Genomic DNA, 21,811 nt, shown 5'->3' with positions numbered 1-21,811 from the left:
ACCTTCCCGTCGCGACGCCCGGCATCAGCGGGCCACCGCCTCGTAGACGAAGTTCAGCAGGGCCACGTCGCCGTCGCGGCGGCCGTAGCCGGCCGCGGCGTGACTCATCGCCCAGAGCCGCTGCGGGTCCCGGATCAGCGGGATCACCGTGTGCTCCACCCAGGCCGGGGTCACCTCGGCGTCGTCGACCAGCAGCCCGCCGCCGGCCTCCACCACCGGCAGCGCGTTGCGCTTCTGCTCCTGGTTGCTGTGCGGGTAGGGCACGTAGACCGTGGGCAGGCCGATCGCGGCCACCTCGGCGCAGGTCATCGCGCCGCCGCGGCCCAGCATCAGGTCGGCCGCCGCGTAGCCCAGCTCCATCTCGGACAGGTAGGGCAGGGTCACGTACGGCACCGGCAGGTCGGTGGGGACCGAGACCGGCTCGTTGCGGGCGCCGATCACGTGCAGCACCTGCACGCCGTTGCGGGCCAGCTCCTTGGCGGCGCCGGAGACGGCCAGGTTGATCGAGCGGGCGCCCTGCGAGCCGCCGGCCACGAAGAGCACCGGCAGGTCGGGGCGGAGCCCGAAGTGTGCCCGGGCGGCGTCGCGCAGGGCCGCGCGGTCCAGCCCGGCGATGCCCCGGCGCAGCGGCACCCCGACCACCCGGGCGTCACGCAACGCCTCGGCCTGCGCCGGCTGGTGCGGGAAACCCACCGCGACGTTCTTGGTGAACTTCATGCCGAGCCGGTTGGCCACCCCCGGCGGCACGTTCACCTCGTGGATGACGATCGGCAGGTCGCGGCGCCACGCGGCCAGGTAGCCGGGCACCGAGACGTACCCGCCGAAGCCGACCACGGCGTCGGCCTGGACCTCGTCGATCACCTTGCCCGCCGCGCGGGCCGCCTTCCACATCCGGTCCGGGGTGCGCACCAGGCCCATGTTGACCGAGCGGGGCAGCTGGTAGGCCGGGATCTGCCGCAGGTCGTAGCCGGCCGGCGGGATCAGCTCGTTCTCCAGCCCCTTCGGTGTGCCCAGGCAGGTGATGCGGACGCTCGGGTCGTGTCGGCGCAGGCAGTCGGCGAAGGCGAGCAGCGGGTAGATGTGCCCGCCCGTACCCCCTCCGCAGAGCACCACCGAACGCAGCGGACCCATCAGCGTCTCCTCTCGCTCGCCGAGCCGGCACGCGTCCGGTCGGACCGGACGCCGCGGGCCGCGGCCTGATCGTCCTGCCGACGCTGGCGGGACCGGGGCACGGGACCTCGGTCCGCCGGGGGCGACGCCGGTCGGCGGCGCCGGCCGGGAAGCGGCGGCAACGGGGCCCACACTAGTCGGACCCATCGGGCCGGCGGACGGGCGTGCAGGGCCCGGGCCGCGTCCGGCTCGGCGCGGGCGAAGGAGGCGAGCATGCCGATCGCGGCCAGCGTCACCACCAGGGCGCTGCCGCCGTCGGAGATGAACGGCAACGGTACGCCGGTGAGCGGCAGCAGCCCGGTCACGCCGCCGATGTTGATGACGGCCTGACCGACCAGCCAGGCGGTCACGCCGGCCGCGGCGAGCCGGCGGAACGGGTCCTCCACCCGGCGGGCGATCCGCATGCCGGTGTAGGCGAGCACGGCGAAGAGCACCAGGATCACGGTGCAGCCCACCACGCCCAACTCCTCGGCGACGATGGCGAAGATGAAGTCGTTGTGCGCCTCGGGCAGCCAGCCGTACTTGAAGCTGCTCTGCCCCAGCCCGACGCCGAACCAGCCGCCGTTGCCGATCGCGTAGCGGGCCTGGATGAGCTGGTAGCAGTTCTCCAGCTGCTGCTCGAAGCAGGTCTGCGGCGACGGCGGGTCGAGCCACATGGTCAGCCGGCCCAGCCGGTAGTTGTCGGCGTCGCGGGAGCCGGAACCGGCTCCCAGCGAGGCCACCGCGACCAGCAGGCCGACGCCGAGCAGGCCGACCGCGGAGAGCGAGGCGAACACCCGCCCCCGCACGCCGGCCGCCCAGAGCAGCCCGACCACCAGCGCCAGCAGGCAGAGCATGCTGCCCAGGTCGTTGTAGCCGACCAGGACGAAGAGCAGGCCGACCACCGGGAACAGCGGGGTGGCCAGCTCGCGCCACCAGCCCAGCGCGGCCCCCTTGCGGGCCAACACGTGCGCGCCCCACAGCACCAGCGCGAACTTGGCCACCTCGACCGGCTGGAGCGAGATCGGGCCGAGGTAGAGCCAGAGCAGCTTGGCCTTGAGCGGGCCGATGGACGTGACCCCGAACAGCGACTGGAGCGCCACCAGCAGGTTGAGCAGGAGCAGCAGCGACACCGCCACGCCGAGCGCGGGGCGGCTCACCGCCCGGAAGGTGCGCGCGGGCAGCCGCTGGCAGGCCCAGAACGCGCCCACCCCGATCACCGCGAACACGGCCTGCTTGGTCAGCGAGGCCGACGCGTTGCCGTCCAGCACGTAGTCGCGCACGCTGGTCGCGGAGAAGACCATGGTGAGGCCGATCAGCAGCAGCAGGCCGGCGCTGGAGAGCAGCAGATAGTACGAGGCCAGCGGCCGGGCCAGCAGGCCGCGCAGCGCGGCCAGGCCGCCGGCCGGGTCCCACCGCGCCGCCGCCGGCGGATCGGCCGGCGGCGTGGCCGCGGGCGCGCGGCGGGCCGGCGGGTCGCTGGTGACCTGGATGTCTCGTCCCTCCCCCACCCGCCCATCATGGCGGCTCGACCCGCCCGCCCGTGGCGCAACCGCCCGGTCGGCGTGTCGGATCTGAAGGAGGGGCCCCTTCTTAACAGACGTCTGTTAAGAAGGGGCCCCTCCTCACACCTAGCTCACCGCGGCGAGGAACTCGCTGTAGAACAGCCCCAGCGCGATGGCCACCCCGATGCCGGCGATGATCCAGAACCGGACCACGATGTTGACCTCGCTCCAGCCGGCCAACTCGAAGTGGTGCTGCAGCGGCGACATCCGGAACACCCGCTTCCCGGTGGTGCGGAACGAGATGATCTGGATGACCACCGACATCGTGATGATCACGAAGAGGCCGCCCAGGATCGGCAGCAGCAGGATGGTGCGGGTGGACATCGCCATGCCGGCGATCAGGCCGCCCAGCCCGAGCGCGCCGGTGTCGCCCATGAAGATCCGCGCGGGCGACGTGTTCCACCAGAGGAAGCCGACGCAGGCACCGGCCGCGGCGCCGGCGATCAGTGCGATCTCCAGCGGGTCGCGCACCGTGTAGCAGTAGGACTCGGTGTAGTTCGGGTCCGCACACCAGTGCCGGTACTGCCAGAACGCGATCAACGCGTACGCGGCGAGCACCATCACCGAGGCGCCGGTGGCCAGACCGTCCAGCCCGTCGGTGAGGTTGACGCCGTTGGTGGCCGCCATCACCACCATGATGATGACGATCACCGCGCCGATCTTGCCGATCTCCAGCGCCGGGATGTCCCGGATGAAGCTCAACGTGGTGCTGCCGACCGTCTCGGTGTTCGTCGCGTTGCCCCGTACGTCGGTCATGCTCGACGGGAAGTAGACCGCCACCGCGCCGAAGACGGCGCCGACCAGGATCTGCCCGGCCAGCTTGCCCCGCTTGTTGAGGCCGCCGCTGTGCCGCTTACGGACCTTCAGGAAGTCGTCGATGAAGCCGACCGCGCCGGAGAACACCATCAGCCCCAGCAGCACCAGCGCCGTGATGGTCGGCTCGACCTGCGCGATCTGCGCGTCGGGCAGCGTGGTCAGGGCCAGGTGCCCGGCGACGTACGCGATGACCGTGGCCAGGATGAAGACCACGCCGCCCATCGTCGGCGTGCCCTTCTTGCCCTCGTTGCTGGCGAGCCCGAGGTTCGATCGGATCGGCTGGCCGGCCTTCAGCCGGGCGAACACCTTGATCGCGATCGGGGTGCAGAACAGCGAGATCAGGAACGCGACGCCGATGGCGACGATGACCGCCCTCATGCGGCGCCGCCCTCCGTCGCCGCCTCCCGGGCGTCCGCGCGCAGCGCGTCGGCCACCTCCCAGGTCCGATACCGCGAGCCCTTCACCAGCACCACGTCCCCCGGACGCAGCTCGCTCCGCAGCACCTCGACGGCCGCCGCCTGATCGGTGAGCAGCACCGACTCTCCTCCCCAGTTGCCTACCGCTGTCGCGCCCTCGTGGATCGGCGCCGCCGGCTCGCCCACCACGAGCAGCCGGTCCACTCCCAACTCGGCCGCGAGCCGGCCGACCTGCTGATGACCCTCCCGCTCGAAGTCGCCCAGCTCGGCCATGTAGCCGAGCACCGCGACGGTACGCCCCTCGCCCCGCATGCTGGCCAACGCCCGCAGCGCCACGCCGGTGGACGCCGGGTTCGCGTTGTACGAGTCGTCGATCACGGTCACCCCGTCGGGGCGCTCGAACACGTCCATCCGCCGGGTGGAGACCAGGCCCAGCTCGCCCAGCGCGGCGGCCAGATCGGCCAACGGCAGGCCCAGCTCGCGGGCGACCGCCGCGGCCGCGAGCGAGTTGGACACCTGGTGCCGGCCGGTCAGCCCGAGCCGCACCGGGACGCTCCCCTCCGGCGTCACCAACGTGTACGCGGGCCGGCCCCGGCCGTCCAGCGTCACGTCGACCGCGCGCACGTCGGCCCGCGCCGACTCGCCGTAGCGGACCACCCGGGCCGACGTCCGCGTCGCCATCGCGTCGACCCGGGGGTCGTCGGCGTTCAGCACCGCCAGCCCGTCGGCGGGCAGCGCCTCGACCAGCTCCCCCTTGGCCAGCGCGATGGCGTCCACCGAACCGAACTCGCCGATGTGCGCCACCCCGACGTTGAGCACCACCGAGATCCGCGGCGGCACCACGTCGCACAGGTAGCGGACGTGCCCCACCCCGCGGGCGCCCTTCTCCATCACCAGGTAGCGGGTCTCCGGTGTGGCCTGCAACGCGGTGTACGGGTGCCCCAGCTCGTTGTTGAACGAGCCGGGCGGCGCCACGGTCGGGCCCAGGCGCACCGCGAGCTGGGCGATCAGGTCCTTGGTGGTGGTCTTGCCGGAGGAGCCGGTCAGGCCGATCACGGTCAGCCCGGGCAGCCGGTCGACCACCGCGCGGGCCAACCGACCCATCGCGTCGAGCGCGTCGTCGACGAGCACCGTCGGCACGCCCGGCACCTCGCGGGTGCCGAGCACGGCCACCGCGCCGGCGTCCACCGCGCCGGCGGCGTAGTCGTGGCCGTCCACCCGCTCGCCGGGAAACGCGACGAAGAGCCCGCCGGGGGCCACCTTGCGGGAGTCGAACTCGACGGTCCCGGTGACCCGGGCGTCCGGGTCGGCGCCGGCCAGCCGGCCACCGACCGCCGAGGCCACCTCGGCCAGCGTCAGCGGGATCACCGCTGCCCCACCAGGTCACCGAAGCGGGCGCGCAGCGCGGTCGCCAGCTCCACCCGGTCGTCGAACGGCAGCACCTCGCCGCCGACCTCCTGGCCGCGCTCCTGCCCCTTGCCCAGCACCGCCACCACGTCACCCGGTTCGGCCACCCGGACCGCCTCCTCGATCGCCGCCCGCCGGCCGGGCACCTCGATGATGCGGGCCGGCGTGGCGGCGGCGTACGCGCCGGCCAGCACCTCGGCCCGGATGGTGGCCGGGTCCTCGGTCCGCGGGTTGTCGTCGGTCACCAGCAGCACGTCGGCGCCCCGGGCGGCCACCTCGCCCATCACCGGGCGCTTGCCCCGGTCCCGGTCGCCGCCGGCGCCCACCACGCAGACCAGCCGGCCGTCGGTCAGGCCGCGCAGCGCGGTCAGCACCGCCTCGATCGCGTTCGCCTTGTGCGCGTAGTCGACCACGCCGCGCACCGGCGCGTCGCCGCTGACCAGCTCCAGCCGGCCGGGCACGCCGCCGCAGTCGGCCACGCCGGCCGCCGCGGTGCCCGGGTCGACGCCGGCGGCCACCAGCGTGGCGACGGCCAGCAGCGCGTTGGCGACGTTGTGTCGGCCGGGCAGCGCCACGCCGGTGGGCAGCGCCAGCGCGTCGGGGCCGTGCAGGGTGAAGCGCTGCGCGTAGCCCTCGCCGTCGATCTCCTCGGCCCACCAGGTCGCGGACGGGTCGCCGGCCGCGGAATAGGTGACCGTGGCGGGCTTGCGCAGCGGGCGCAACGCCGGGTCGTCGTGGTTGAGCACCTCGACCCGGCAGCGCCCGTCGAAGAGCCGGGCCTTGGCGGCGAAGTAGTCCGCCTCGTCGGCGTGGAAGTCGAGGTGGTCGGAGCCGAAGTTGGTGTAGCCGCCGACGTCGAACCGGACGCCGCCGACCCGGCCCATGGCGAGCGCGTGGCTGGACACCTCCATGACCACGGCGTCCACCCCGCGCTCCCGGGCCACCGCCAGCATGGCGTGCAGGTCGGTGGCCTCCGGGGTGGTCCGGACGCTGTCCACGACCAGGTCGCCGAGGCGGGTCTCCACGGTGCCGATCAGGCCGGTGGTGTGCCCGGCGGCGCGCAGTCCGGACTCGATCAGGTAGCTGGTGGAGGTCTTGCCGGCGGTGCCGGTCACCCCGATCACGGTCAGCCGCGCGGTCGGGTCGCCGTAGATCGTGGCGGCCACCTCGCCGAGCACGCCCCGGGCGTCGTCGACGACCAGCACGGGCAAACCCGCGTCCTCGGTCAGCGGCACACCGGCCGGGTCGGTCAGCACGGCCACCGCGCCGGCCTCGGCCGCGGCGGCGGCGAACTCCGCGCCGTGCCGGCGGGCACCGGGCAGGGCCGCGTACAGGTCGCCGGGGCGGACCTCCTGGCTGGCGTGGGTGACCCCGGTGACGGCCAGCTCGGCGGCCCCCTCCGGCGTCGGAACGGCCAGTCGGGCGGCGAGGTCACCGAGCCGGACGGGCAGCACGGTGGCGGGACGTGGATTGCCGGACACGGCGTCAGACCCTACCCGGTCGTCCGGTTCCGACCGCACAGCCGCCCCGGTGGTTCGTCGCCACTCACCGATGATGTCCCGCCGGGCCCGCTCAGCGCGGAAAGACCTCGAACTTCGGGGACTTGTCGGTCAGCGACGGCGGCACCCGGTAGTGGCGCAGCGTGAAGCCCATCATCTCGCGGAACGCCGGCGCGGCGACCGCGCCGCCCTCGCCGTCGGGGCTCCAGACGAAGACCGCCACCACGTAGCGGGGCTTCTCCGCCGGGGCCATCCCGATGAACGAGCCGACCTCGCCCGGCTGCTTCTTGCCGTTGTCGTAGCGCAGGCCGGTGCCGGTCTTGCCGGCCACCCGGTAGCCGGGCACGGCGGCGGCCAGGCCGGTGGCCCGCCCGTCCGGGCCGTCGACGGTGGTGACCGCCTCCAGCATCCGGCGCAGGGCGGCGGCGTTGGCCGGGCTGAGCACCGAGTGGGTGGCCGGGGCGGCCGACGGGGTCCGGGCGCCGTCCGGCCCGATCGTCTCCTTGATCAGGTGCGGCTGCACGTACGTGCCGTTGTTGGCGATGGCGTTGTACGCGGCGGCCATCTGCAGCGGCGTGGCGTCCACGCTGTGCCCGATCGGCACCGACCCGTACGACGAGCCGCTCCACTCGTCGGCCGGCAGCAGTCGGCCGGACGCCTCGCCGGGCAGGCCCTCGCCGGTGGGTTGGCCCAGCCCGAACCGCTTCTGGTAGTCGATCAGGCGGTCCTTGCCCAGTTTGCCGGCGACCTCGATGGTGCCGATGTTGGACGAGAACGCGAGCATCCCGGGGATGCTCATCACGCGGCCGTCCGCGTGGTGGGTGTCCTCGAACGGGACGCCACCCAGGACCATGGTGTTGGGCACCGGGAACGTGGAGTTCGGCGTGATCACGCCCTCCTGGAGCGCCGCGCCGAAGGTGATCGCCTTGTGGATCGAGCCGGGGTCCACCACGAAGCTGGTGGCCGCGTCGTCCCGGTCGGCCGGCGAGTTGACCTTCGTGGGGTCGGCCGCGTCGTAGGTGGGCTGGCTGGCCTGGGCCAGCACCTCCCCGGTGGGGACGTCCAGGATCACCGCCGCGGCGACGCTGCCCTTGGCCTGGGCCACCTGCTTGGCCAGGATCCGCTGCGTCATGAACTGCAGGTCCCGGTCGACGGTGAGCTGGAGCGAGCTGCCCGGCTTGGGCTGGGTGGTGCTGCTGAAGCCGCCCGGGATGGGCGCGGCCAGGTCGCCCAGGCCCGCTTCGTAGGTGCGCTTGCCCGGCTGGCCGCGCAGCAGGTCGTCGTACTTCGCCTCCAGGCCCTCCAGGCCGTTCATGTCCTGGCTGACGAAGCCGATCATGTTGGCGGCGAGGTCGCCGCCGGGCACCTCACGACGCTCGTCGCGGTGCACGCCGATGCCGGCCAGGTCGAGCGCCACGATCTGCTTGGCGGTGCCCATCTCCACGCCCCGGGCGAGGTAGACGAACTCGGTGTCGCGGGTGGTGCCGGGCTGCTTGCGCCGCTGCATCTTGTCGGCCAGCTCCGAGGCCGGCACACCGAGCAGCGGGGAGAGCGCGGAGGCGGTGGCGTTGCGGTCCTTGACCCGGGTCGGGTCGGCGAAGACGTAACGCGCCTCGACGCTGTGCGCCAGCGGCTCGCCGTCACGGTCGAGGATGGCGCCGCGCGGGGCCGGCAGCTCGATCACCTTGACCCGGTTGGGTAGCCCGCCGTCGGCGTACGCCGGGCTGTCCGCCGTCTGGAGATAGACCAGCCGGACGCCGATGCTGGCGAACAGCGTCAGGGCCAGCACCGTGGCCAGCCGCAGCCGCCGACGCGGGTCGCCCAGCCGGGGCGGCCGGCGGGGCTTGCGGACCGGCCGGCGGGCCGCCGGGCGGCGCGGGCCCGGCCGGCGGCGCGGCGGCGGGTCGTCCTCGTCGTCGAACGGCTCGTGCACCGGGCGCGCGGAGACGGTCCGCACCACGCCGGCGCGGCCGCCCGCGGTCCGGCGGCCGGCCCGGGCGCTCTCCCCGGCCGTGGCCGGCTCCCGGCGGCCGGCACGGGCGGCCCGGCCGCCGTCGACCACCTGCAACGCCGGCCGGAACGGGTCGCCGGAGCGGCTGCTGCGCGGGGTACGGCGCTGCTCGGCGCCACCCTCGCGGATGGTCCGCCCGCGCGGGGTGTACGCCCGCGCGTCGGAGATCCCGCCGATGCCCGGCTCGCGCGGCTCGGCCCCACGCGACGAGCCGCGCCGGGAGCCCGTGGCGTCCCGGCGCGGTTCGTCCGATCTCGGCGGCACTGCTCAGCCTCCGTTGCCCTGCTGACCGGCGCCGGCCGGCCCGCCCTCCGCGGGGTGCGGCACGCCGATGGTCCGCCCGTCGGGCAGCCGGATGTAGGCCGGGTCCGCGGACTCCACCAGCCCCAGCTTCCGGGCGTTGGCGGTGAGGTTGCCCGGCGCCTCCTGGTCGGCGATCTCCTTCTTCAGTTCCTGCTCGTCGACGTCGAGCTTGGCCTGCTGCTGCTGGAGGCGCTCCAGCCGGAAGGCGTTCTCGTTGATCTTGGTGTTGACCGCCAGGATGCCGAGCACCCCACCGACCACGAGCACCAGGATCATCCCGACGAAGGGCGCCCGCGGCACCCGGATCGGCGGCGGCGGGGCGACCCGCAGCCGCGGTGCGGCCGGCGGGGTGACCCTGGTCCGCTCGACCGGACGCAGTGCGGCGCTGCCCGCCGTCGGGTACTCGCCTGCCCCCCGGGCGCGGGTCCCCTCCCGGCGGTCGGCCGCGGTCGTCGTGGTGTCTCGCGTGGTGCGCGCCGTGGTCCGGCCCCCCGACCGCGGTGCGCGCTGCCCGACGGCCCCCCGGCCGTCGCGCTTCTCGACGTTCATGTCCCCTCCCCCTCCTCGTCCGTCCCGTTCCCCGGTTGGTGCATCGCCTTCACCCGGCGGCGGTACCGTTCGCGGTCGGTACGCCCCTGCCGGGTCGCCTCCGGATCGAGCCGTTCCGCGGCCCGCAGCCGCACCGAGGCGGACCGCGGGTTCGCGGCCACCTCCGCCTCCCCGGGAAGCTCGGCGCCCCGGCTCAACAGCCGGAACGTCGGGCCCGACCCGGGCAGTTCGACCGGAAGGTCGACCGGGCCCTTGCTGCGGACCCGGTCGGCGAGCGCCTGCTTGGTGAGCCGGTCCTCCAGCGAGTGGTAGGACAGGACCACCATGCGGCCGCCCACGGTGAGCTTGTCCAGAGCGGCCGGCAGCGCCGTCTCCAGCGCTGCCAGTTCTCTGTTTACCTCGATCCGTAAAGCCTGAAACGTTCTCTTTGCCGGGTGTCCGCCAGTTCGTCGGGCCGGCGCCGGGATCGCGTCCCGGACCAGCTCGGCCAGCCGGGCCGACGACGTGATCCGGGCCCGTTCGCGCTCCCGGATGATCGCCGAGGCGACCTTCCCGGCGAACTTCTCCTCGCCGTACACCCGCAGCAGGCGGGCCAGCTCCGGGTGGCCGTAGCTGTTGACCACCTCCTCGGCGGTCACCCCCCGGGTCTGGTCCATCCGCATGTCCAGCGGCGCGTCCTGCGCGTAGGCGAACCCGCGGTCGGGCGCGTCCAGTTGCAGCGACGAGACGCCGAGATCGAACAGCACGCCGTCGATCGCCGGGTAGCCGAGCCGGTCGAGCACCTCGGGCAGCTCGTCGTAGACGGCGTGCTCCAGGTGGATCCGGTCGGCGAACCGGGCCAACCTGACCCGCGCGTGGGCGAGTGCCTCGGTGTCCCGGTCCAGGCCGACGAGGACCGTCTCCGGGTGTGCCGTGAGCACCGCCTCGGCGTGCCCGGCCAGGCCGAGCGTGGCGTCGACGTGCACGGTCCGGCCGGGGCGGCCCAGCGCGGGGGCCAGCAGCTCGAGACACCGCTCGAGCAGCACCGGCACGTGCGTGCCGCGTAGCTCCCCCATGTCGACCCCCACTGCTCGAAAACCGTTTCCGTCCACGTGTCCGTCGTCGCCACGACGCCTCGCCATACCGCCAGATCCCCATCCGCTCCCCGCCCGCCGGAGGCCGCGGCCCTCCGTGTCGGATCGTGCGCCTGGCACCGGGGAAGGGGTGCCAGGAACTCGAAAGCGGCTGGAGATCTCGCAGTACGTCGGGCGCCGTCACGCCCTACAGACCGCCGGGCAGCACCCCCTCCTCGATGTCGGCGAAGTCGTCTTCGCTCTCCGCGAGGTAGGCCTCCCAGGCCGCCCTGTCCCAGATCTCCACCCGGGTGCTCGCGCCGATCACGACCAGTTCGCGGTCGAGGGCCGCGTAGGACCGCAGGTGCCCGGGAATCGTGACCCGCCCCTGCTTGTCCGGCACCTCGTCGTGCGCGCTGGCGAAGAAGACCCGGCTGTAGGCCCGGGCCGCCTTGCTGGTCATCGGTTGCGCGCGCAACTGGTCGGCGATGCGCTGGAACTCGGGCATCGGGAAGACGTAGAGGCAGCGCTCCTGCCCTTTGGTGATCACGACACCCCCCGCCAGCTCATCCCGGAACTTGGCCGGCAGGATCAACCGGCCTTTGTCGTCCAGGCGCGGAGTGTGGGTGCCGAGGAACATCGGCCCAACCCCCTCGCCCTGAGCGGCGTTCGCGGCGCCGCTGACCCCCCGGGCCGGTGTGGCCCTCCCGGCCTCACCATCGCGCCCCACTCTACTCCACTTCCCTCCACCTGCAACCAGAATCGCCGCTTCGGCGCGGCGTGTCCGCGCGCAAAACCGCACGTCAATGCGGGTGGGGCGGAGTGGAGGGCCGGGACGCCCCCGCCGGTGCGTCCGCTACCCGACATCGACCGCCGCCGTCCGGCGGAGCGCGCTCGGACCGTCCACCGCGCCGTCCCCGGCCGAACGGTTCACCGTCGGCGGCGATCTGGCGACGGTCGTGGTCCGGTAACCTCGCTCGGGTGACGGACGCGAAGATGCCCATGCGGGCAAAGGTGGCCAGCTCCGTGTCGCGCACCGCCGCGGCGCTGTCGCGGGCCGCGGGTCGTGGCGACGGCTCGGTGATCGGCGGCTGGATCGGCCTCAAGATCGACCCCGACCTGCTCGCCCACCTCTCGGCCGGGCGCGCCATCGCCCTGGTGTCCGGCACCAACGGCAAGACCACCACCACCCGGCTGACCACCGCCGCGGTCGGCGTGCTGGGCCGGGTGGCCTCCAACGCCTTCGGCGCCAACATGCCCACCGGGCACACCTCGGCGCTGGCCAAGGCCGGCAGCACGCCCTACGCCGTGCTGGAGGTGGACGAGCACTACCTGGCCCAGGTGCTGGAGGCGACCGAGCCGCACGTGGTGGCGCTGCTCAACCTCTCCCGCGACCAGCTCGACCGGGCCAAGGAGGTCGCCATGATGGCGCAGCTCTGGCGCGCCGCGCTGGTCCGGCACCCCAGGGTGCGGGTGGTCGCCAACGCCGACGACCCGATGGTGGTCTGGGCCGCGACGCCGCCGGGCGACCCGGCCCAGGGCCACGTGCCGCCGCACGTCACCTGGTTCAGCGCCGGCCAGCGCTGGCACGACGACTCGTGGGTCTGCCCGGAGTGCGGCTCCACCATCCAGCGCTCCGGCGGGCAGTGGTGGTGCACCGGCTGCCCGCTGCGCCGCCCGGAGCCGCAGTGGACGGTCGAGGACGACGGCGTGCTCGACCCCACCGGCGCCTGGCACAAGATCCAGCTCCAGCTCCCCGGCACGGTCAACCTCGGCAACGCGGCGACCGCGCTGGCGGTCGCCGCCGAGTTCGGCGTACGCCCGGTGGACGCGGTCTCCCGACTCGGCACGGTCACCTCGGTGGCCGGCCGCTACGCCCAGGTGGACCGGGACGGGCGCAACATCCGGCTGCTGCTGGCCAAGAACCCGGCGAGCTGGCTGGAGGCGTTCGACATGGCCGACGTCGCGCCGACGCTGCTCTCGATCAACGCCCGCGACCCCGACGGGCTGGACACCTCGTGGCTGTTCGACGTCGACTTCTCGCCGCTGGCCGGCCGGCAGGTGCTGATCACCGGCGACCGGGCGTACGACCTGGCGGTGCGACTCGACGTCAACGGCGTGCCGTTCCGGCACGTGCGCACGTTCGACGAGGCGGTCCGGGCGGTGCCGCCGGGCCGGCTGGAGGTCATCGCCAACTACACCGCCTTCCAGGACATCCGAGCGGAGCTGGACCGTGTCAACTGAGAGCCTGCGCATCGTCTGGGTCTATCCCGACCTGCTGTCCACCTACGGCGACCGGGGCAACGCGCTGATCCTGGCCCGCCGGGCCCAGCTGCGCGGCATGCCGGTCGAGGTGCTGGAGGTCCGCTCCGACCAGCGGCTGCCGGCCACCGCCGACATCTACCTGATCGGCGGCGGTGAGGACGGCCCGCAGGCGCTGGGCGCCCAACGCCTGCTCGCCGACGGCGGCCTGCACCGGGCGGTGGCCCAGGGTTCCGTGGTGTTCGGCGTCTGTGCCGGCTACCAGCTGCTCGGCACCTCCTTCTTCGCCAAGGGCACCCGCTGCGCCGGCCTGGAGCTGCTCGACCTCTCCTCCGACCGGGGCCCGACCCGGGCGGTCGGCGAGCTGGCCGGCGAGGTCGACCCGCGGCTGGGCATCCCGCACCTGACCGGGTTCGAGAACCACGGCGGGCGCACCCACCTCGGTCCGGGCGTGTCGCCGCTGGCCCGGGTGACCGCCGGCGTCGGCAACGACGGCGCCACCGAGGGCGCCTGGCGGGGCAAGCTGCTCGGCACCTACTCGCACGGTCCCGCGCTGGCCCGCAACCCCGACCTGGCCGACCTGCTGCTGCGCTGGGCCACCGGCATCCACCAGCTCCCACCGCTCGACGACACCTGGGCCGACCGGCTCCGGTCGGAGCGCCGCAACGCGGTGGCCGCCGCCGCCCGGGCATGACCGGCGCCGCCCGGCCAGGGCGGCGACCGGTGGTCCGCCGGCTCGCCGGGCTGCTCGGGCAGCCGTCGGCGCGCCGGTTCGGGCTGTTGCTCCTGCTCCTCGCCGGGTTCGCCGTCACGCTGCTACTGGTGCCCCGGCCGGACGCGGCGGACCTGCCCCGGCTCGCCGACGCGCTCGGCGGGTACGCCCCGGTCGCGGCCGTGGTCGGCGGTGCGCTGCTGCTGGTGGCCCTGGTGCCCCGGACGTTCGTCACGCTGGCCTCGGGTGCGATCTTCGGTCCGGTGCAGGGCGCCGCGTACGCGCTCGGCGCGGCGCTGCTCGCGGCGGCGCTCGGGTTCGCGGTCGGCCGGCTGCTCGGCCGCGACTTCGTGGCCGAGCGGGTCCGCGGCCGGCTGGCCCGGCTGGACGGCTGGTTCGCCCGGCAGAGCGTGTTCGGGGTGATCACCGTGCGACTCCTGCCGATCGCCGGCTTCGGGCTGGTCAGCTACGGCTACGGCACCACCGCGGCCCGGGTGCTGCCGTTCCTGGCCGGCAGCGTGATCGCCTCCGCCCCCACCGCCATCGGCTACGCCGCGATCGGCGCCGCGGTGAGCAGCCCCGGTTCGATCAACTGGTACGCGGCCGCGCCGGCCAGCCTCGGCCTGATCGCCAGCGTGCTCATCATCCACCGCTGGTGGCGGGCCGAACGGCAACGCCGGCTGGGCCCGAGCTGACGTGGCCGGCACCGAGGAGACCCTGCCCGGCGGGTTCATCGCCGAGGTGGTCCGGATCGGCGACACGGTCCGTCGCACGCCGCCCGCCGACGCCGACTTCGTCGCCGGGCTGCTGCGCCACCTGGCGGCGACCGCGCCCGGTGTCGCCCCCGCGTACCTGGGCATGGACGACCGGGGCCGGCAGGTGCTGTCGCACGTCGACGGGGTGGTGCCCTGGCGCGACCGGGAGGACCCGGCCTTCTTCGCCGACGCCGCGCTGTCGAGGCTGGCCGGCCTGATCCGGGCGGTGCACGACGCCTGCGCCGGGACCGGCCTGGCCGGCGGCGCGGAGACGGTCTGCCACCGGGACCTGTCACCGAAGAACACGGTCTACCGGATCGGACCGGCCGGCCCGGTGCCGGTGGCGCTGCTCGACTGGGACCTCGCCGGCCCCGGCCGACGGATCGAGGACGTGGCGTTCGCCGGCTGGCACTGGGCCGACCTCGGCGGCGACGCCGACCCGGCCGAGCTGGGCCGCCGCTGCCGGCTGCTCTGCGACGCCTACGAGGGGCCGAGCGGCGGGCTGCTCCCCCGGCCCGAGCTGGTCGCGGTGATGCTCGACCAGCTCGACGGCACCTGGCGCGGCATCGACGCCGGCGCCGACCGGGACCGACCCGGCATGCGCCGGTTGCGTGCCGCCGGGGCGGTCGAGGCGGTACGCGGCTGGCACGACTGGCTGCGCCGCCACCGCACGGCGGTCGAGGCGGCGTTCGGCACGGCGTGACCGACGTAGGCCTACCCCGCCCCGGGGGCCGGGCGTCCAGCCCTCATCGCCGCGGCCGTCCGCCCGGCCCCGCCCGACTCGGGTCAGCGGGGTGGGGTGACCAGGCCGGCCTCGTAGGCGGCGATCACCAGGTGCACCCGGTCCCGGGCGGCCAGCTTGGTGAATAGACGGGCCACGTGCGCCTTCGCGGTGGCCGGGCTGATCACCAGCTGGGCCGCGATCTCGGCGTTGGACAGGCCGCGCGCGACCAGGGTCAGCACCTCTCGCTCCCGCTCGGTGACGCCGGGCAGGGCACGGAGGCGGAGCGCCCGGTCGGGCCGGGCGGCGAACTCGGCGATCAGCCGCCGCGTCACCCCGGGCGCGATCAGCGCGTCGCCGGCCGCCACCACCCGCACCGCGCCGAGGATCTCCTCCAGTGCCATGTCCTTGACCAGGAATCCGCTCGCACCGGCGCGCAACGCGGCGTGCACGTGCTCGTCGTCGTCGAACGTGGTGAGCACGAGGACGCGGGTCGGTCCGCCGGCCGCGACGATCTCCCGGGTCGCCGCGATCCCGTCGGTGCCTGGCATCCGCAGGTCCATCAGCACCACGTCGGGTACGAGCTCCCGGGCCGACCGCACCGCCTCGGCGCCGGTGCCGGCCTCGCCGACGACCACCAGGTCCGCCGCGTCGGCGATGAGCACCCGCAGCCCGGCCCGGACCAGCGGTTGGTCGTCGACGAGGAGGACGCGGATGGTCACGCCGAAGCCGCCGGCAGCACGGCGGCCACCCGGAAGCCGCCCGCCGGCCGGGGCCCTGCTTCGAACCTGCCGCCGAGCAACACGGCCCGCTCCCGCATGCCGACGATCCCGTGCCCCTGGTCGCCGACCGGACCGCCGCGACCGTCGTCCACCACCTCGACGCGGACACCGTCCGGCGCGTGCCGCACGGCCACCCGGCACTCGGTGACACGCGCGTGTCGCACCACGTTCGTCAGCGCCTCCTGCACGATCCGGTAGGCGGCCAGTTCCACCTCGGTGGGCAGCGGTCCCGGCTCGCCGTCGACGGCGAGCGTCACCCGTACCCCGGCGTCGCCCGCCGCCTCGACCAGCCGGTCCAGGTCGCACAGTCCCGGTGTCGGGTCCAGCGAGGCCGTCGCGTCGTCGGGGCGGCGCAGCGCGCCGAGGGTACGGCGCAGCCCGGCCAGGGTCTCCCGGCTGGTGGACTCGATGGTGGCGAGCGCGGCGCGGGCCTGCCCGGGCTGGCTGTCGATCACCCGGGCGCCGACCCCGGCCTGGATGGCGATCACGCCGATGCTGTGCGCGACCAGGTCGTGCAACTCCCGGGCGATGCGTAGCCGTTCGGCGGCGACCGCCTCGGTGGCGGCGTGCGCCCGCAGTTGCTCGGCGTGCCGGCGACGGGCGAACGCGGAGTTGCCGACCACCCACGCGGCGAGGACCGCCGGCACCGAGAGGGTGGCCCGGTCCACCGGGCCGCTGGCCGGGCTCACGAAGGCCGCGGCGATCTGGATCAGCAGCACCATGACCGCCGCGGGCACCGACACCCGACGCGGCACCCGGGCCGCGACCAGGCCGAGCATCACGTCGATGGCGAGAAACTGCAGGTACCAGACGCCGGCCAGGTAGCCGTTGTCCCACCCGTTCGTCATGACGGTGACCGCCGATGCCCCGGCGAGCATCAGGCCGACGGCGAGCAGCGGGCGGCGGCGCAGCAGGCCGACCGGCAACAGCACCACCAGGAGCGGCGCGAGGTAGCGCACCGGCAACGCGGGCGCGCTGTGGTCGGGGGTGGGGACGGACAGCACCGGACCGCCCGCGCCGGTCGTCGACGCGAGCAGCACCACCACGGGCAGCAACGCGACCGCGAACCACACCAGTGCCGTCCGCGTCCGCCGGGCCCGGGTGTCTCGATCGACGGCCTCCATGGGGCCCACCGTAGCCATTGCTCGGCCACCCGGTCATCGGCCCGCGGGCGTACGCCCGGGGGCGGAGCCCCGACGGTCCGGTGTGGCCGCCCGCACGACGACCCGACGGCCCGGACACGGAAGCGTCGGAGCCATGATCGAGCTCAGGGACCTCACCAAACGGTACGGCGGAGTCACCGCCGTCGACCGGCTCACACTCACCGTCCGACCCGGACACGTCACCGGGTTCCTCGGCCCCAACGGCGCCGGCAAGTCCACCACGCTCCGGCTCGTCCTCGGCCTGCACCGGCCGACCGCCGGCACCGCGCTCGTCGACGGGCAGCCGTTCGCCGGACGGCGGCGGGGGTTGCGGTACGCCGGGGCGCTGCTGGACGCCGGCGACGTGCACGGCGGGCGCAGCGCACGGGCCCACCTGGCGGCGCTGGCCCGCAGCAACGGGATTCCTCGCGCCCGGGTGGGCGAGGTGCTGGACCAGGTGGGCCTGGCCGACGTGGCGCGGTGCCGGATCGGCGGCTTCTCCCTCGGCATGCGGCAGCGGCTCGGCATCGCCGCCGCACTGCTCGGCGACCCGCCGGTGCTGCTCTTCGACGAGCCGTTCAACGGCCTGGACCCGCACGGGGTGCGCTGGGTACGCGGGCTGTTCCGCCGGCTCGCCGCCGAGGGCCGCACCGTGCTCGTCTCCAGTCACCTGATGAGCGAGATGGAACAGACCGCCGACCACCTCGTGGTGATCGGCCGGGGTGAACTGCTCGTCGACGAGAGCCTCGCCGCGTTCACCGCCCGCGGGCGCGACAACGGCGCCACCTCGTTGGAGGAGGCGTTCATGGATCTCACCGCCGACCGCGTCGACTATCCCACCGGAGGCCGCTCGTGACCGCCCGTTTCCGTGACCTGCTCGCCGCCGAGTGGATCAAGCTCTGGTCGCTGCGCTCCACGTACGGGTCGATGGCGCTGATCGCGGTGTCGGCCGTGCTGTTCAGCGTCCGCGCCGCGCTCGCCGATCACCACAACTGGCCGGGCTACTCCGCCGAGCGTCGGGCCGCGTTCGACCCGATCCACGACGCGTTCCCGGAGGAGGGCTGGCTGTTCGTCATGCTCGCGGCCGGCACGGTGGGCGCGCTGATGATCGCCGGTGAGTACGCCAGCGGCCAGATCCGCACCACGCTTGTCGCGGTGCCGGACCGGCGCGCCGTGGCGGCCGCCAAGGTGGTGGTGCTGGCCGCCGTCATGCTGGTGGTCGGCGCGGTGGCCGCCGTCGCGTCGTTCGGGGTGTCCCAGGCGATCCTCGCCGACCGGGGGGCCGGCGCGTCGATCGGTGATCCCGACGCGCTGCGCGCCGTCGTGGCGTCGGCGCTGCTGTTGCCGATGTGCGCGCTGATCGGGTTCGGCGTCGGCGCCCTGGTGCGGCACACCGCGCCGGCCATCGTGGTCACCACGACGCTGCTGCTGCTCGCGCCGCTCGCCTTCGACATCACCAACAAGTGGACCGCCTCGGTCCACAACGCGCTGCCGGTGCCGGCGTGGGAACGGCTCGTCGGTAACCCGTACGTGCTGCCGAACCTGCACGTGGCGACCGTGCCCGGCTCCTGGGCGGTGTTCGTCGTCTGGCCGGTGGTCGCCGCGCTGCTCGCCGCGGTCGTCGTGCACCGCCGCGAGCCCTGACCGGTCGTGGGCGCGCCCGCACCGGGCGCGCCCACGAGCCGGGTCAGGCGACGACCGAGACCATCCGGCCCTTCACCACGATCACCTTGCGCGGCTCCTTGCCGGCCAACGCGCCGGCGACCGCCTCCAGCGCGGCCGCCCGCACCGTCTCCTCGGACGCGTCGGCCGCCACCTCGATCCGACCCCGGACCTTGCCGTTGACCTGCACCGGGTAGGTCACCGACTCGGCCACCAGCAGCGCCGGGTCGGCCACCGGGAAGTCGGCGTACGCCAGCGAGGTGTCGTGGCCCAGCCGGCGCCACAGCTCCTCGGCCAGGTGCGGGGCGAACGGGGCGACCATCAGCACCAGCGGCTCGGCCACCTCCCGGGGCGTCGCCGCCAGCTGGGTCAGGCCGTTGGTCAGCTCGATCAGCTTGGCGATCGCGGTGTTGAACCGGACCCCGTCCATGTCGGCGCGGACCCCGTCGATCACCTTGTGCAGCAGCCGTCGGGTCGCCTCGTCGGCCGGTGCATCGGTCACCCGCGAGTCACCGGTCTGCTCGTCCACCACCGTGCGCCAGACCCGCTGCAGGAACCGGTACGAGCCGACCACCGCCCGGGTCTCCCACGGGCGGGACACCTCCAGCGGCCCCATCGACATCTCGTACACCCGGAAGGTGTCGGCGCCGTACGCCGCGCACATGTCGTCCGGGGTGACCACGTTCTTCAGCGACTTGCCCATCTTGCCGTACTCGCGGCGGACCTCGGTCTCGCCGTGGAACCAGCGGCCGTCGACCTCGACGACCTCCTCGGCGGGCACGTAGGCGCCCCGGGCGTCGACGAACGCGTACGCCTGGATCATGCCCTGGTTGAACAGCCGGCGGAACGGCTCGAACGACGAGACGTGCCCCAGGTCGAACAGCACCTTGTGCCAGAAGCGGGCGTACAGCAGGTGCAGCACGGCGTGCTCGGCGCCGCCGACGTACAGGTCGGTGCCCCCGCAGTCGCCGGGCCGTCGCGGCCCCATCCAGTACGCCTCGTTCTCCGGGTCGGCGAAGCGCTGCGAGTCGGTCGGGTCCAGGTAGCGCAGCTCGTACCAGCAGGAGCCGGCCCACTGCGGCATCACGTTGGTCTCCCGGGTGTAGCGCTTCGGCCCGTCACCCAGGTCCAGCTCGACCTCGACCCAGTCGCGCCGCCGCGACAGCGGGGTCTCCGGGTTGCTCTGCGCGTCCTCCGGGTCGAACGTCTTCGGCGAGAAGTCGTCCACCTCGGGCAGTTCGACGGGCAGCATCGACTCCGGCAGCGCGATCGGCGCCCCGGTGGAGTCGTAGACGATCGGGAACGGCTCGCCCCAGTAGCGCTGCCGGGAGAACAGCCAGTCGCGCAGCCGCCAGGTCACCGCGCCCGCGCCGTGCCCGTTCGCCTCCAGCCACTCGATGATCCGGGCCTTGGCCTCGGCCACCCCCAGGCCGTCCAGGTCGACGCCCCGGTCCGGGGCGGCGCTGTTGATCGCCGGTCCGTCGCCGGTGAACGCCTTGCCGTCGAAGCCCTCCGGCGGTGCCACGGTGCGCACGATCGGCAGGTCGAAGACCTCGGCGAAGGCCCAGTCCCGCTCGTCCTGCGCGGGCACCGCCATGATCGCGCCGGTGCCGTAGCCGGCCAGCACGTAATCGGCGATGAAGATCGGGATCTGCCCGCCGGTCACCGGGTTGGTCGCCCAGGCGCCGACGAAGACGCCGGTCTTCTCCTTGCTGTCCGCCTGCCGCTCGACGTCCGTCTTGGCCGCGGCGGCCTTCCGGTACGCCTCGACGGCCTCACGGGGACCGGCGTGCCCGCCGGTCCACGCGTCCTTCGTCCCCTCCGGCCAGGCGACCGGCGTCAGCACGTCGACCAGCTCGTGCTCGGGCGCCAGCACCATGTAGGTGGCGCCGAAGATCGTGTCCGGCCGGGTCGTGAACACCCGCACCGGGGCGGCGGCGGTCGGAAAGTCGATGTGCGCGCCGGTCGACCGGCCGATCCAGTTGCGCTGCTGCAGCTTGATCGGCTCGGGCCAGTCCAATGTGTCCAGGTCGTCCAGCAGCCGGTCGCCGTACGCGGTGATGCGCATCATCCACTGCTTCAGGTTGCGCTTGAAGACCGGGAAGTTGCCCCGCTCGGAGCGGCCGTCGGCGGTGACCTCCTCGTTGGCCAGCACGGTGCCCAGCCCCGGGCACCAGTTCACCGGCGCCTCCGAGACGTACGCCAGCCGGTGGTCGTCGACGACGCGGCGGCGCTCGGCCACGGTCAGCTCGGCCCACGGGCGGCCGTCCGGGGTCGGGCGGTTCCCGCCCTCGAACTCGGCGATCAGCTCGGCGACCGGCCGGGCCTTCCGCGCGTCCGCGTCGTACCAGGAGTTGAAGATCTGCAGGAAGATCCACTGCGTCCAGCGGTAGAAGTCGGTGTCGATGGTCGCCACCGAGCGCCGCTCGTCGTGGCCCAGCCCCAACCGGCGCAGCTGCGCCTTGTACCGCTCGATGTTGGCGACCGTGGTGGTCCGCGGGTGGGTGCCGGTCTGCACCGCGTACTGCTCGGCCGGCAGGCCGAACGCGTCGAAGCCCATCGCGTGCAGCACGTTGCGCCCGGTCATCCGCTGGTAGCGGGCGTAGCAGTCGGTGCCGATGTAGCCCAGCGGGTGCCCGACGTGCAGGCCGGCGCCCGACGGGTAGGGGAACATGTCCAGCACGTACAGCTTCTCCGCGCCGGCGCGGGGGTGGCCCGGGTCGGCCAGCGGGCCGGTCGGGTTCGGCGCGTGGAAGGTGCCCTCCCGCTCCCAGGTGTCCTGCCAGCGGTTCTCGATCTCGTCGGCCAGGGCGGCGGTGTACCGGAACGGGGGAATGTCGGTGGCCGGTGCGGCTGCCTCACTCATGGCGTCTCCTCGGCGCGGGTCATGTCGGGTGGATGGAGATCTGCTTCGGGCACAAAAAAGCCCCTCGCGCAGGAGGGGCGGCCGTGCTGTCGCGCGTTCAGCGCATCAGCACGGCTCGGTAAGAAGCAGGAAGACTCCGGCC

Annotated in this window: 17 protein-coding genes and 1 pseudogene; 6 read left to right on the top strand and 12 right to left on the bottom strand. The window is 74.1% G+C overall.

From position 1 onward, the window contains the following. Positions 1-24 precede the first annotated feature (24 nt). The 9 genes from murG to mraZ form a co-directional block, all read right to left on the bottom strand. Positions 25-1,131 (bottom strand): undecaprenyldiphospho-muramoylpentapeptide beta-N-acetylglucosaminyltransferase, encoded by a 1,107-nt coding sequence (murG, locus tag GA0070213_RS07665; RefSeq protein WP_091059606.1) that lies wholly within the window; start codon positions 1,129-1,131, stop codon positions 25-27. After that, complete coding sequence (locus GA0070213_RS07660; protein ID WP_175441260.1) at positions 1,131-2,546, bottom strand: FtsW/RodA/SpoVE family cell cycle protein; 1,416 nt, start codon at positions 2,544-2,546, stop codon at positions 1,131-1,133. Before GA0070213_RS07660 ends, murG begins: the two co-directional genes overlap by 1 nt. A 234-nt stretch (positions 2,547-2,780) precedes the next feature. Then, a complete protein-coding gene (gene mraY, locus GA0070213_RS07655) occupies positions 2,781-3,908 on the bottom strand; it encodes a phospho-N-acetylmuramoyl-pentapeptide-transferase (RefSeq protein ID WP_091059603.1) in 1,128 nt (375 codons plus the stop codon). Beyond that, on the bottom strand, positions 3,905-5,314 hold the full coding sequence (locus GA0070213_RS07650) for a UDP-N-acetylmuramoyl-tripeptide--D-alanyl-D-alanine ligase (RefSeq protein WP_091059600.1): 1,410 nt from the start codon (positions 5,312-5,314) through the stop codon (positions 3,905-3,907). Before GA0070213_RS07650 ends, mraY begins: the two co-directional genes overlap by 4 nt. After that, the gene (locus GA0070213_RS07645) at positions 5,311-6,873 is read right to left on the bottom strand and encodes a UDP-N-acetylmuramoyl-L-alanyl-D-glutamate--2,6-diaminopimelate ligase (RefSeq protein ID WP_175441245.1); all 1,563 of its coding nucleotides are present in this window, start codon (positions 6,871-6,873) and stop codon (positions 5,311-5,313) included. The genes GA0070213_RS07650 and GA0070213_RS07645 overlap by 4 nt, the downstream gene beginning before the upstream one ends. 52 nt (positions 6,874-6,925) lie before the next feature. Continuing rightward, positions 6,926-9,127: a peptidoglycan D,D-transpeptidase FtsI family protein gene (locus tag GA0070213_RS07640; RefSeq protein ID WP_091059593.1), complete on the bottom strand. Its 2,202-nt coding sequence runs from the start codon at positions 9,125-9,127 to the stop codon at positions 6,926-6,928. Between the two features lie 3 nt (positions 9,128-9,130). Next, positions 9,131-9,715 (bottom strand): cell division protein FtsL, encoded by a 585-nt coding sequence (gene ftsL, locus GA0070213_RS07635; protein WP_091059590.1) that lies wholly within the window; start codon positions 9,713-9,715, stop codon positions 9,131-9,133. Further along, entirely contained in the window at positions 9,712-10,770 is a 1,059-nt protein-coding gene (gene rsmH, locus GA0070213_RS07630) for a 16S rRNA (cytosine(1402)-N(4))-methyltransferase RsmH (protein WP_091060157.1), read from the bottom strand. The genes ftsL and rsmH overlap by 4 nt, the downstream gene beginning before the upstream one ends. A 205-nt stretch (positions 10,771-10,975) precedes the next feature. Next, on the bottom strand, positions 10,976-11,407 hold the full coding sequence (gene mraZ, locus GA0070213_RS07625; RefSeq protein WP_091060154.1) for a division/cell wall cluster transcriptional repressor MraZ: 432 nt from the start codon (positions 11,405-11,407) through the stop codon (positions 10,976-10,978). 356 nt (positions 11,408-11,763) lie between these two features. On the opposite strand from mraZ, the gene GA0070213_RS07620 reads away from it, so the two are divergent. Genes GA0070213_RS07620 through GA0070213_RS07605 form a run of 4 tightly spaced genes read left to right on the top strand, consistent with a single transcriptional unit; the run spans position 11,764 to position 15,199 of the window. After that, positions 11,764-13,011 carry a MurT ligase domain-containing protein gene (locus GA0070213_RS07620; RefSeq protein ID WP_091060150.1) on the top strand — a complete coding sequence of 416 codons (1,248 nt, stop codon included), beginning with the start codon at positions 11,764-11,766 and terminating at the stop codon, positions 13,009-13,011. Further along, complete coding sequence (locus tag GA0070213_RS07615) at positions 13,001-13,723, top strand: type 1 glutamine amidotransferase (protein ID WP_091059587.1); 723 nt, start codon at positions 13,001-13,003, stop codon at positions 13,721-13,723. Before GA0070213_RS07620 ends, GA0070213_RS07615 begins: the two co-directional genes overlap by 11 nt. Further along, positions 13,720-14,436: a TVP38/TMEM64 family protein gene (locus GA0070213_RS07610; protein WP_091059583.1), complete on the top strand. Its 717-nt coding sequence runs from the start codon at positions 13,720-13,722 to the stop codon at positions 14,434-14,436. Before GA0070213_RS07615 ends, GA0070213_RS07610 begins: the two co-directional genes overlap by 4 nt. Position 14,437: 1 nt before the next feature. Next, complete coding sequence (locus GA0070213_RS07605) at positions 14,438-15,199, top strand: phosphotransferase (protein WP_091059580.1); 762 nt, start codon at positions 14,438-14,440, stop codon at positions 15,197-15,199. An 83-nt stretch (positions 15,200-15,282) separates the two neighbouring features. On the opposite strand, the gene GA0070213_RS31830 is transcribed toward GA0070213_RS07605, so the two are convergent. Then, positions 15,283-15,939 carry a response regulator gene (locus GA0070213_RS31830; RefSeq protein ID WP_091059577.1) on the bottom strand — a complete coding sequence of 219 codons (657 nt, stop codon included), beginning with the start codon at positions 15,937-15,939 and terminating at the stop codon, positions 15,283-15,285. Further along, the gene (locus GA0070213_RS31825) at positions 15,936-17,123 is read right to left on the bottom strand and encodes a sensor histidine kinase (protein WP_091059574.1); all 1,188 of its coding nucleotides are present in this window, start codon (positions 17,121-17,123) and stop codon (positions 15,936-15,938) included. Before GA0070213_RS31825 ends, GA0070213_RS31830 begins: the two co-directional genes overlap by 4 nt. A 133-nt stretch (positions 17,124-17,256) precedes the next feature. On the opposite strand from GA0070213_RS31825, the pseudogene GA0070213_RS07590 reads away from it, so the two are divergent. Both GA0070213_RS07590 and GA0070213_RS07585 read left to right on the top strand, forming a co-directional pair. Next, positions 17,257-17,913 (top strand): annotated as a pseudogene (locus GA0070213_RS07590) (ABC transporter ATP-binding protein); the annotation flags it as partial. A gap of 80 nt (positions 17,914-17,993) precedes the next feature. After that, entirely contained in the window at positions 17,994-18,785 is a 792-nt protein-coding gene (locus GA0070213_RS07585) for an ABC transporter permease (protein WP_091059567.1), read from the top strand. Between the two features lie 43 nt (positions 18,786-18,828). Here GA0070213_RS07585 and leuS read toward each other — a convergent pair whose 3' ends face one another. Beyond that, entirely contained in the window at positions 18,829-21,669 is a 2,841-nt protein-coding gene (gene leuS, locus GA0070213_RS07580; RefSeq protein ID WP_091059564.1) for a leucine--tRNA ligase, read from the bottom strand. Positions 21,670-21,811 lie beyond the last annotated feature (142 nt).

The organism is Micromonospora humi, assembly GCF_900090105.1.
In the GTDB taxonomy this organism is placed as follows: Bacteria; Actinomycetota; Actinomycetes; order Mycobacteriales; family Micromonosporaceae; genus Micromonospora; species Micromonospora humi.
This window is presented reverse-complemented; position numbering and strand designations above follow the sequence as displayed.